The 12,409-nt window shown below is 32.9% G+C and carries 10 protein-coding genes; 6 read left to right on the forward strand and 4 right to left on the reverse strand.

The genetic code is table 11. The features are described from left to right. The first annotated feature begins 15 nt into the window (after positions 1–15). The 5 genes from Q0L44_RS02385 to Q0L44_RS02405 all read left to right on the forward strand — a co-directional run bounded on the left by Q0L44_RS02385 (position 16) and on the right by Q0L44_RS02405 (position 6,539). Positions 16–1,797: a cbb3-type cytochrome c oxidase subunit I gene (locus Q0L44_RS02385; protein WP_296634786.1), complete on the forward strand. Its 1,782-nt coding sequence runs from the start codon at positions 16–18 to the stop codon at positions 1,795–1,797. Positions 1,798–1,900: 103 nt separating this feature from the next. Continuing rightward, complete coding sequence (gene ruvB, locus Q0L44_RS02390; RefSeq protein ID WP_296634789.1) at positions 1,901–2,923, forward strand: Holliday junction branch migration DNA helicase RuvB; 1,023 nt, start codon at positions 1,901–1,903, stop codon at positions 2,921–2,923. A gap of 65 nt (positions 2,924–2,988) precedes the next feature. Next, on the forward strand, positions 2,989–4,716 hold the full coding sequence (locus tag Q0L44_RS02395) for a solute carrier family 26 protein (protein ID WP_296634791.1): 1,728 nt from the start codon (positions 2,989–2,991) through the stop codon (positions 4,714–4,716). 44 nt (positions 4,717–4,760) lie between these two features. Further along, on the forward strand, positions 4,761–6,167 hold the full coding sequence (locus tag Q0L44_RS02400) for a rhodanese-like domain-containing protein (protein WP_296634793.1): 1,407 nt from the start codon (positions 4,761–4,763) through the stop codon (positions 6,165–6,167). Positions 6,168–6,173: 6 nt separating this feature from the next. Further along, a complete protein-coding gene (locus Q0L44_RS02405) occupies positions 6,174–6,539 on the forward strand; it encodes a rhodanese-like domain-containing protein (RefSeq protein WP_296634796.1) in 366 nt (121 codons plus the stop codon). A 67-nt stretch (positions 6,540–6,606) separates the two neighbouring features. Here the strand turns inward: Q0L44_RS02405 and tsf are convergent, their stop codons facing one another. From tsf to rplM, 4 genes are all read right to left on the reverse strand, one after another. After that, positions 6,607–7,578 (reverse strand): translation elongation factor Ts, encoded by a 972-nt coding sequence (gene tsf / locus Q0L44_RS02410; RefSeq protein WP_296634798.1) that lies wholly within the window; start codon positions 7,576–7,578, stop codon positions 6,607–6,609. A 26-nt stretch (positions 7,579–7,604) separates the two neighbouring features. After that, positions 7,605–8,489: a 30S ribosomal protein S2 gene (gene rpsB, locus Q0L44_RS02415; protein ID WP_296634802.1), complete on the reverse strand. Its 885-nt coding sequence runs from the start codon at positions 8,487–8,489 to the stop codon at positions 7,605–7,607. 154 nt (positions 8,490–8,643) lie between these two features. Continuing rightward, on the reverse strand, positions 8,644–9,030 hold the full coding sequence (gene rpsI / locus Q0L44_RS02420; protein WP_296634805.1) for a 30S ribosomal protein S9: 387 nt from the start codon (positions 9,028–9,030) through the stop codon (positions 8,644–8,646). Further along, on the reverse strand, positions 9,030–9,485 hold the full coding sequence (gene rplM / locus Q0L44_RS02425; RefSeq protein WP_015481807.1) for a 50S ribosomal protein L13: 456 nt from the start codon (positions 9,483–9,485) through the stop codon (positions 9,030–9,032). The genes rpsI and rplM overlap by 1 nt, the downstream gene beginning before the upstream one ends. Positions 9,486–9,725: 240 nt before the next feature. Here rplM and Q0L44_RS02430 point away from each other — a divergent pair, with 240 nt between their 5' ends. After that, complete coding sequence (locus Q0L44_RS02430; protein ID WP_296634809.1) at positions 9,726–12,344, forward strand: DUF5916 domain-containing protein; 2,619 nt, start codon at positions 9,726–9,728, stop codon at positions 12,342–12,344. Positions 12,345–12,409 lie beyond the last annotated feature (65 nt).

Below are 12,409 nucleotides of genomic sequence, written 5' to 3' on the forward strand. Positions count from 1 at the left end.
ACAAATTATATTATTATGTCAGATCACCATCATAAAGAAACATTTGTAACAAAATATATTTTTAGTCACGATCATAAAATGATTTCAAAGCAATTCCTAATTACTGGAATGTTTATGGGAATTATTGCAGTGTTAATGTCGATGTTGTTTCGTCTACAGTTAGCGTGGCCAGATACTTCTTTTTCTATAGTTGAGGCATTCTTAGGAAGGCATCAAACAGACGGAATAATGAGTCCAGATATCTATTTAGCACTAGTTACTATTCATGGTACTATCATGGTATTCTTTGTCTTGACTGCAGGTTTAAGTGGTACATTTTCTAATTTACTAATTCCGTTACAAATTGGTGCTAGAGATATGGCTTCAGGATTTTTGAACATGGTATCTTACTGGTTGTTCTTTTTATCTAGTGTTATTATGGTAATATCTCTTTTTGTAGAAGCAGGGCCTGCATCTGCAGGCTGGACAGTTTATCCGCCACTAAGTGCTTTACCGCAAGCAATTCCAGGTTCTGGTGCAGGAATGACACTTTGGTTAGTATCTATGTCAATTTTTATTGCATCGTCTTTAATTGGAGCATTAAATTATATAGTTACTGTCCTTAACCTAAGAACAAAAGGAATGAAAATGACAAGATTGCCTCTTACTATTTGGGCTTTCTTTATTACAGCAATTATTGGTGTAGTTTCTTTCCCAGTATTATTATCTGCAGCATTATTATTAGTATTTGATAGAAGTTTTGGAACCTCTTTCTATTTGTCAGATATTTTTATTTCAGGAGAAGTGTTACATTATCAAGGAGGTTCTCCTGTATTGTTTGAACATTTATTCTGGTTTTTAGGACATCCAGAGGTATATATTGTTTTATTACCAGCCTTAGGTATTACTTCTGAAGTAATTTCTACAAACGCAAGAAAACCAATATTTGGATATAGAGCAATGGTAATGTCTATTATGGCAATTGCATTTTTATCTACTATTGTATGGGGTCACCACATGTTTATTTCAGGAATGAATCCTTTCTTAGGATCTGTTTTTACATTTACAACTTTATTAATTGCAATTCCATCAGCTGTTAAAGCATTCAATTATGTAACGACTCTTTGGAAAGGTAATTTGCAACTTAATCCTGCCATGTTATTTTCTATTGGTTTAGTTTCTACTTTCGTAACAGGAGGTTTAACAGGTTTAGTTTTAGGAGACTCTGCTTTAGATATTAACATTCACGATACTTACTTTGTGGTTGCACACTTTCACTTAGTGATGGGTGTTTCTGCGATATTTGGTATGTATGCTGGTATTTACCATTGGTTCCCAAAAATGTATGGTAGAATGATGAATAAAAAAATGGGATATTGGCATTTCTGGATAACAATTATTTGTTCTTATGGAGTATTCTGGCCAATGCATTTTATTGGATTAGCTGGTTTACCAAGAAGATATTACTCAAACACAGCATTCCCTATGTTTAACGATTTAGCAGATGTAAATGTTGTGATTACTATTTTTGCTTTGGTAGGTGGAGCTGCACAGATTATTTTCTTAGCTAATTATTTTATTTCTATTTATAGAGGTGAAAAAGCAATACAAAATCCTTGGAAGTCTAATACTTTAGAGTGGACAACGCCCGTAGAACATATTCATGGAAACTGGCCAGGTAAATTACCTGAAGTGCACAGATGGGCTTATGACTATAGTAAGCGTGTAGATCCAAACGATGATGATAGTGATTACTTACATGGTCAAGATTATGTTTTACAAACAACACCATTATTAGAAGGCGAAGAGCCATCATAAGATAAATTATTATTTAAAAAAGCCTTTCCAATTTTGGAAAGGCTTTTTTGCTTTGTTACAAAACTTACAAATAGGTTTTTTAATTTCCATTATCTTTGTTAATATGAACGAAAACTTGAACCCTGAAAACACAAACTATTCTAATGAAGAATTAGATGTAGAAAAAAAATTACGTCCGCTTTCTTTTGAAGACTTTACAGGGCAAGACCAAGCTTTAGAAAATTTAAAAATTTTTGTAGAAGCTGCTAATCAAAGAGGAGAAGCTCTAGATCATGCTCTTTTTCATGGGCCTCCAGGATTAGGGAAAACGACATTAGCACACATTTTAGCAAATGAGTTAGAGGTAGGTATAAAAGTAACTTCTGGGCCTGTTTTAGATAAGCCTGGAGATCTTGCAGGTTTACTTACAAATCTAGATGAGAGAGATGTTTTATTCATTGATGAGATACATAGGTTAAGTCCAATTGTCGAAGAATATTTATATTCTGCAATGGAAGATTATAAAATTGATATTATGATCGAATCTGGTCCTAATGCGAGAACAGTTCAAATCAACTTAGAACCATTTACTTTAATAGGTGCTACAACACGTTCTGGATTACTTACAGCACCTATGAGAGCACGCTTTGGAATTAGTAGTCGTTTGCATTATTATTCTACAGAACTTTTAACCACAATCATTCAAAGAAGTGCTTCCATACTTCATGTTCCTATTTCAATGGAAGCTGCCGTAGAAATTGCAGGAAGAAGTAGAGGAACACCGAGAATAGCAAACGCTTTATTGAGAAGAGTTAGAGATTTTGCTCAAATTAAAGGAGATGGAAAGATTAGCATACAAATTGCAAAATATGCTTTAAAAGCATTAAATGTAGATGCCCATGGTTTAGATGAGATGGATAATAAAATTCTAGCCACAATTATAGACAAGTTTAAAGGAGGCCCAGTAGGTATTAGTACAATTGCTACAGCAGTTTCAGAAAATACTGAAACCATAGAAGAAGTATATGAACCTTTTTTAATTCAGCAAGGTTTCATAATGAGAACCCCAAGAGGAAGAGAGGTAACAGAATTAGCGTACAAACATTTAGGAAGAACTAAAGGAAAAAATCAAGGAGAACTTTTTTAAAATAGGCTTTTGTAGTTTGTTTTTCAGCATTTGACTACAAGTAAACGGCAAACAGTGATGATTACATGAACATAAAAAAAGTAATACCAATATTAGAGTGGTTACCCGACTATAAAGCTTCCTATTTTAAAGGAGATTTAGCTTCGGGAATTACTGTTGGTATCGTATTAATACCCCAAGGTATTGCTTATGCATTAATTGCTGGCTTACCTCCAATTTATGGTTTGTACTGTGCTTTAGTTCCACAAATACTTTATGCTATTTTTGGTTCTTCTAGGCAAGTTTCTATAGGTCCAGTTGCAATGGATTCTTTAATTGTTGCAACAGGTGTTTCTACGTTGGCTCTAGCTGGTTCAGAAAGTTATATTGCTATTGCAATTCTGCTTGCTTTAATGGTAGGTACACTTCAATTTTTACTTGGTATTTTTAGTTTAGGTTTTATCGTAAATTTTTTATCGAAGCCTGTTATTACTGGGTTTACTTCTGCAGTAGCTTTAATCATAGGGTTAAATCAATTTAGAAACCTATTTGGAGTTGATTTTTTTCAGAGTGATCAAATTCAATATATCGTCATAGACATTTGGGAACAATTTTCATTGTATAATCCACATACTACAATTATTGGTTTGTTATCTGTTTTATTAATTATTATATGTAGAAAAATCAGTAAAAAAATTCCAAGTGCTCTGATAGTGGTAATACTAGGAATTTTAATTTTGAAATTTTTTGGAACATATTTTAATAATCTAGCTATCGTAAAAGAAATTCCTTCAGGATTGCCTTTTTTTAGTTTACCAGAATTAGAGATAGACCAAATAAAAGAGTTATTACCAATTGCTTTAACATTGGTTATGGTTGGTTTTTTAGAAACAATTTCTATTGGCAAATCATTAGAAGCTAAACAAGATGAATATAGAATTAGACCCAATCAAGAATTAATTGCATTGGGATTAAGCAATATTTTTGGATCTTTTTTTAAAGCATATCCAACTACATCTAGTTTTTCTAGATCTGCAATAAATGCAGAAAGTGGGGCAAAAACAGGAATGGCATCGTTAATCTCTGTAGTAATGGTTGTAATTACCTTATTGTTTTTAACGCCATTATTCTATTATTTACCAAAGACAGTATTGGCTGCTATTATTATAGTTGCAGTATTTAATCTCATTAATTTAAAAGAAGCCTTTTATTTGTGGAGGGTAAATAAATTAGATTTTTGGTTAATGCTTTCTACATTTTTAGCTACTTTGTTTTTGGGTATTGAATATGGAATAGCAGTAGGTGTTGGACTCTCTTTAATTGTACTCATATACAGAACATCTAAACCTTACGTTACAGAGTTAGGAAAAGTGCCTAATTCTAATTTTTATAGAAATAAAAACCGTTTTGAAGAAGTAGTATTAGAAGAAGATATTTTAGTGTTTAGATTTGATGCCCAATTGTTTTATGCAAATGCGAATTATTTTAGAGATAATTTAGAGGAAATGACACTACAAAAAGGAACGGCATTAAAATTAATTGTCTTAGATGCAGAAAGTATTAATAGAGTAGATAGTACTGGAGTAGAGATGTTAAAAGAACGAGTACGCTATTATAAAAAGAAAGGAATAATCTTTTACTTTGCAGGAGTAAAAGGACCTGTAAGAGACGATTTATTTAAAAGTGGACTTTTAGAAATTATAGATATCAATCAATTTTTTATGAGAGCTAACCAAGCCGTTAAGTTTTATAAAACGGGAGATAGAAAACACCAAGAAAAATACGCAAAATACATCCACCAATCTTATCAATAAAAGAGGTTTTGCGTATCATTTATTATACTTAAAATTAAATTATTTTGAAAATAGAACAAATTTACACAGGATGCCTCGCACAGGGTGCTTATTACATAGAAAGTAATGGAGAGGTTGCCATAATTGATCCTCTACGTGAAGTACAACAATATATAGACAAGGCAGCAGAAGATAACGCGAACATAAAGTATATTTTTGAGACTCATTTTCATGCAGACTTTGTTAGTGGTCATGTTACCTTGGCTGAAAAAACAAGTGCAAAAATAATTTATGGACCCACAGCAAAAACTACTTTTGATGCAGTAATTGCAGAAGATAATCAGGTTTTTCAATTGGGTGATATTACAATTACAGCTCTACACACTCCAGGGCATACAATGGAAAGTACGTGTTATTTACTAAAAGATAAAGAAGGTAAAGATCATGCAATTTTTAGTGGAGATACGCTTTTCTTAGGTGATGTAGGTAGGCCAGATTTGGCACAAAAAGGGAATGTAACAGAAGCTGATTTAGCAGGGTATTTATATGAAAGTTTAAGAACTAAAGTAATGACTTTACCAGACGATGTAATTGTATATCCAGCGCACGGAGCTGGTTCTGCTTGTGGTAAAAACTTAAGTAAAGAAACTGTAGGTACTATTGGCAACCAAAAAAAGACCAATTATGCATTAAGGGAAGACATGACCAAAGCAGAATTTATTAAAGAAGTTACAGATGGTTTATTGCCCCCGCCAGCATATTTTCCTTTAAATGTAAAATTAAACAAAGAAGGCTACAAAGATATTACAGATGTTTTAGAAACAGCTACTAAGCCTTTATCTGTAAAAGAGTTTGAGTTTATGGCAAATGAAACCGATGCAGTTATTCTAGATGTACGCCATCAAACGGAATTTATCAAAGGGTACATACCACAATCTATTTTTATTGGAATAGATGGAGGATTTGCCCCTTGGGTAGGTGCTTTAATCAAAGACATTAAGCAGCCAATTTTATTGGTTTCTTCTGAAGGTAGAGAAGAAGAAGTAATTACAAGACTCTCTAGAGTTGGATTTGATAATGTACTTGGCTATTTAGAGGGAAGCTTCGATGCTTGGCAAAAAGCAGGTAAAGAAATGGATACTTTAGTGTCCATTTCAGCAGAAACTTTGGTAGACAAGATTTCAAATAATGAACCAGTTTTTGATGTAAGAAAACCAGGTGAATATGCTAATGAGCATATAAAAATTGCAGAAAGTACCCCTTTAGACTTTCTAAACAAACATATTGCTGAATTCCCAAAACAAGGTAAATTTTATATTCATTGTGCAGGAGGCTATAGGTCTGTAATTGCGGCTTCAATTCTTAAAGCAAGAGGTTTTCATAATGTTATAGATGTTGCTGGTGGTTATGGATCCATTAAAAAGACAGAAATTGAAAGGACAGCAACTGTTTGTCCGTCAACGTTAAAATAATTTAAAATGAGTAAAGTTTTAAGTAGTATAGTAGTATTGCTGTTTCTTTGGAGTTGTAGTGCGCAAGACCAAATTTCAGCTATTTCTACAAAAGAATTGAGAGCATTAATGGCTAAAGATACCATTCAACTTTTAGATGTTAGAACACCAAAGGAAATTAAATTAGGGTTTATAAAAGGGGCTCAATTTGTAAATTATTTTGATCACAATTTTACGACTCAGGTTAATGAAAAGTTTACTAAAAAAAACAAGATATATGTGTATTGTAGAAGTGGGAACAGAAGTTTAAAAGCTACAAAACAATTGCAGCTCAAAGGCTTTAAAGTTGTAAATGTCTTGGGAGGCTATTCGGCTTGGATTAAAGAAGAATAAAAATTACTTATAAATAAAAAAAACCTCGCAATCAGCGAGGTTTTTTGTGTGTATCTTAAAATAGAATCTATCCTAATGTTACTCTTTTAAAAGAAGATACTTCAACATCACCGTACGTTGTAACGTATTCAGCAACATTTTTCTTCTCATCTTTAATAAAAGTCTGGTCTAATAAACACTGCTCCATGTCTAAAGTAGTATTATCAGCTACAAATCTTTCCATTTTTCCTGGTAAAATTCTGTCCCAAATTTGCTCTGGTTTTCCTTCTGCAGCTAATTGTGCTTTTGCATCAGCTTCAGCTTGAGCTAAAACTTCTGGAGTTAATTGAGACATAGAGATAAATTGAGGTACATTTTTTAATGTTTTACCTAATCTACCTAACTCTATATTGTCTTTTTCAATTACAGCAATTCTAGCTTCTGTTTCAGCAGCTACATATGCAGGATCAAAATCTTTATAAGATAATGTTGTTGCTCCCATAGATGCAACTTGCATTGCTACGTCTTTTGCTAAAGTTTCAGCATTATCTACAACAGCAGATAAACCTACTAAAGCAGCAATTTTACCAATATGAGTATAAGCTCCGACAAAAGCAGCGTTTACTTTTTGAAAAGCAGTAATTTCTAACTTTTCACCAATAACACCAGTTTGTTCAACTAATTTATCAGCAACAGTCATACCACCAAAGTCAGCAGCTAAAAACTCTTCTTTATTGTTAAAGTTTAAAGCGATATCTGCGAATTCACCTCCTAAAGCAACAAATTTTTCGTTTTTACCAACAAAGTCAGTTTCACAAGCTAAAACAATAGCAACACCTTCAGTCTTGTCATCATTTATTCTTGTAACAGCAACACCTTCTGTAGATTCTCTATCAGCTCTTTTTGCTGCAATTTTCTGTCCTTTTTTACGTAAAACGTCAATTGCTTGATCAAAATCACCACCAGCTTCAACTAAGGCCTTTTTACAGTCCATCATTCCAGCTCCAGTAGCTTCTCTTAATTTTTTAACATCAGCAGCACTTACTTTTACTGTTCCCATGTTATGTTATAATTTAAAAGTTAAACTTATTTTTTATCTTCTGCTTTTGCTTCTGTTTTTTCTTCAGTTGCTTTCGCTTCTGTTTCTTTTACAGGTGCTTTTTCTTTCTTAGGAGCAGCTTTTGCTTCTTTTTTTTCTTCAGTTGCTTTCGCTTCTGTTTCTTTTACAGGTGCTTTTTCTTTCTCAGGAGCAGCTTTTGCTTCTTTTCCTTTTTCTTTATCTGCTTTTCTTTCAGATAAACCTTCTGCAACTGCATTAGAAACATAAGACAATACTTTATCTATAGATTTAGAAGCATCATCATTGGCAGGAATTACATAGTCTACTAATCTAGGATTAGAGTTTGTATCTACCATTGCAAAAATTGGAATGTTTAATTTTTGAGCTTCAGCTACTGCAATGTGCTCTTTCTTAATATCAATTACAAATAAAGCACCTGGTAAACGAGTCATATCAGAAATAGAACCTAAATTCTTTTCTAGTTTTTCTCTTTGGCGGTTAATTTGTAATTTTTCTCTTTTAGACAATGCATCAAAAGAACCATCTTGCTTCATTCTATCAATAGAAGCCATTTTCTTTACAGCTTTCCTAATAGTAACAAAGTTTGTTAACATACCTCCTGGCCATCTTTCTGTAATGTAAGGCATGTTAATACTCTTAGCTTTTTCTGCTACAATGTCTTTTGCTTGTTTTTTAGTAGCAACAAATAAAATTTTACGTCCAGAGTTAGCAATTTTCTTAAGTGCTTCTGAAGTTTCTTCTATTTTAGCTGCAGTTTTATACAAATCAATGATGTGTACACCATTTCTTTCTGTATATATGTATGGAGCCATGTTAGGGTCCCATTTTCTAGTTAAGTGTCCAAAGTGTACACCACTATCTAGTAATTCTTGTATGTTTATGTTTGCCATCTTTTAAAATGTGTTTACGTTCTGTTTTGAAATCAATACCTAAGTAGTCTTTCGAGTCTTAGGTATTTAGATACTAAACTGTTTTTTATTAAATAATTTGTAATAATAACAGTTCTCTGAGAAAATAAGTTGCAGAATAAATCCTGCAAAAATATTAACGCTTTGAGAATTGGAATTTTTTACGTGCTTTCTTCTGACCAAATTTCTTACGTTCAACCATTCTTGGGTCTCTCGTTAATAATCCTTCTGGTTTTAAGATCGCTCTATGCTCTTCGTTAATTGCTACTAAAGCTCTGGTAATTGCCAAACGAATTGCTTCTGCTTGTCCAGTAACTCCACCACCATAAACGTTAACTTTAATATCGTAAGATGCTAAGTTTTCTGTTAACATTAAAGGCTGTTGTACTTTATACTGTAAAGTACCTGTAGTAAAATAGTCTTTATAATCTTTTTTATTTACAGTTATGTTACCCTTACCTTCTGAAAGATAAATACGAGCAACAGCTGTTTTTCTTCTACCGATTTTGTGTACTATATCCATTATTTATAATCGTTAAGGTTAATAGCTTTAGGTTCTTGACCCGCGTGTTTGTGCTCTCCACCTGCATATACATACAAGTTTCTGTATAAAGCACTACCTAAAGTATTTTTAGGTAACATTCCTTTTACTGCTTTTTCGATTAATCTTGTAGGATCTTTCTCAAACATTTCTGTTGCAGTTAACGATCTTTGACCACCTGGATACCCTGTATGACGAATGTAAGATTTGTCTCTCATCTTGTTTCCAGTTAGTACTATTTTTTCTGCGTTGATAATAACCACGTTATCTCCACAATCTACGTGAGGAGTATAGTTTGGTTTGTATTTACCTCTAATTAGCTTAGCTACTTTAGAAGCTAGACGACCCAACGTTTGCCCGTCCGCATCAACTAAAACCCACTCCTTGTTTACGGTCGCTGCGTTTGCTGATACTGTTTTGTAACTTAATGTGTTCATAATTACACTATTAGTTTTTGTTCAATTAATAATATTTATTTTCCTTAAAAAAGGAGTGCAAATGTAAGTAGATTTATTTGATTGACAAATAGCACTTTAATATATTTTTTAGCGTATGTTTTTTATTGAAATAATTCTTTAAATAATTAACATAAACTTAAGAAAATAGAAAACTATTTTTGCACCATCAATAAACATTGATATTCATCAATTTTCACTCAAAAAGCTGCTGTATTAATAATGAGATTTTTTTTAGTTTTTATTTCCTTTACGTTCATTTTTTCTTTAAAAAGTAATGCCCAACAAGGTACTGTGCCTAAGCTTAAAAAAAGTGTTTATACTACTAAAAAACTAAAAGACACACCCTTTATAGATGGTGATGTTTCTGATAAAGCCTGGGAAGTTGTGCCTTGGTCTACTGATTTTACAGAAAAAGACCCAGATGAAGGTACAGCACCAACTTACCAAACCATGTTTAAAATCATGTACGATGATAAGTACTTGTACATTGCATTACGTGCCTGGGATGATGAGCCAGAACTAATACAACAACGATTAAGTAGAAGAGATGGTTTTGCAGGAGATCGTATAAATGTACTCATAGATAGTTATCACGATAAGAGGACGGCCTTTGTATTCACTACAACTGCTGCTGGTGTAAAAGGAGAGGAATTTGCCTCTCAAAATGGAGAAAACTTGGATGATAGTTGGAACCCTATTTGGTACACTGATGCAAAAGTAGATGACAAGGGCTGGACAGCAGAAATGAAAATACCTTTTAGTCAATTGCGTTTTGGAAAAGCAGAAGAGCAAGTTTGGGGACTTAATATTAATAGAACCATTTTTAGATTGCAAGAAAGGTCTTTATGGCAAAGAATACCAAACAACCAGGCTGGTTTTATAAGTGAAGCTGGTGAGTTGCATGGGTTAAAAAAATTAAAAGCACAAAAGCAATTAGAAATACAGCCATTTACGGTTACGCAATTTGATACGTATCCTGCAGAGGCAGGTAATCCCTTTAGAACTGGAAACGATTTTAAACTTAATGCGGGTTTAGATGCAAAAATTGGAATTACCAACGATTTAACACTAGATTTAACTGTAAATCCAGATTTTGGGCAAGTAGAAGCAGATCCTGGAGCCATAGCTTTAGATGGTTTTCAGATTTTCTTTAGAGAACAACGTCCGTTTTTTGTAGAAAATAGTAATATTTTCGATTATGAGTTTGCTAACGGAAGAGATAATTTATTTTACAGTAGACGAATAGGAAGAAACCCTTATAGAACTGCAAATCTAGCCCCTGGAGAGTTTGCGAATGAACCACAGAATACTCGAATATTAGGAGCAGCTAAATTTTCTGGCAAAACCAGAAACGGTTGGTCTATAGGTGTTCTAGAAAGTGTAACCGGTAATGAGTTTGCAGAAATTAGAGAAGTAAATGGAGGCACAAGAGAAGAAATTGTTGCTCCTTTAACTAATTATTTTGTTACTCGTGTTCAAAAAGATTTTAACGAAAGAAATTCTTTTATTGGCGGAATTTTTACAGCCACAAACAGAAATTTAAATTTTAACGAGCTACACAAAGCAGCTTACACAGGAGGTATTGATTTTCAGCACAACTGGAAAAATAGAGCGTATTATTTAGACGGAAACGTTATTCTAAGTCATGTTTTGGGAAGTGCAGAAGCTATTACGCAAACTCAAACCACGTTAAGACACAATTTTCAAAGAATAGATGCTACTCATGTTTCTGTAGACCCTAATAAAATGTCTTTATCAGGAACTGGTGGTCGTGTTGAAATTGGTAAAAATGGTGGTGGAAACTGGAGATATAATGGAGGTTTAGTTTGGCGTTCTCCAGAATTAGAATTAAACGATGTCGGTTTTTTAAGAAGAACTGACGAGATTATTCAGTTTGGAAATTTAAATTACTTATGGCAGGTGCCTACAGAAAATTACAGAAGTGCGAGAGCAAGTTTTGAACAAAGTACTTTTTACGACTTTCAAGGAAATTCAAATAGAACTCGTTTTGAATTAAAAGGGAGTTTAAATTGGTTGAACAATTGGGCTATTGATACAGGTTATGGATACAATACTAATTTTTACGATAATTTCTTTTTAAGAGGAGGTCCAAGGTTTAGAAGACCAGATACCGGTTTTGCTTACTTGTTTTTAAATTCTGATAGAAGTAGAATGTTTAGTTTTACAGTTGGATATTCTAACAGGCATAGCCAAAAAAATGTAACCTCTAGAGATCGTTTTGTGATTCGTACAAACTACCAACCGTTCGATGCTTTTAGTATGTCTTTAAATGTAGAATATGCCAATTTATATGATGCAACACAATATGTAACTGAAACCAATTTTAATACAGCTGCTCGATATATTTTAGGTAAAATTCAAAACCAAACCTTAACAACTACATTGCGTTTAAATTACAGTTTTACGCCTAATATTTCTTTACAATTCTACGGACAGCCATTTATTTCTAAAGGGCAGTTTACAAATTTAAACTATGTGGTTAATCCTGTTGCAAATCGTATTAATAATAGAATATCTATTTATGACAATAATCAAATAAGTACACAAAATGATACTTATTTTATTGATGAAGATAGTGATGGAACTACAGATTACAGTTTTTCGAATCCAGATTTTTCATTTGTGCAGTTGCAAACTAATTTGGTAGCAAGATGGGAGTACATTCCTGGTTCTGAGTTATTTTTTGTTTGGGCAAGGGGTTCTGCTGGCAATGTAAACCCAACTGATAATTTGTTAAACAGTGTGTCTAACCAAGTTTTTGAAGCTCCTTCTAGTGATACTTTTTTAATAAAAGCTACTTATCGTTTTGCGAGGTAAAAAGAACGTATTTTATAGTTGAAATATAGCTAATCTGTCAAATGGATAGAATTAGCCATAAACTT

The sequence above is a fragment of the Polaribacter sp. genome, assembly GCF_024639685.1.
Lineage (GTDB): Bacteria > Bacteroidota > Bacteroidia > Flavobacteriales > Flavobacteriaceae > Polaribacter.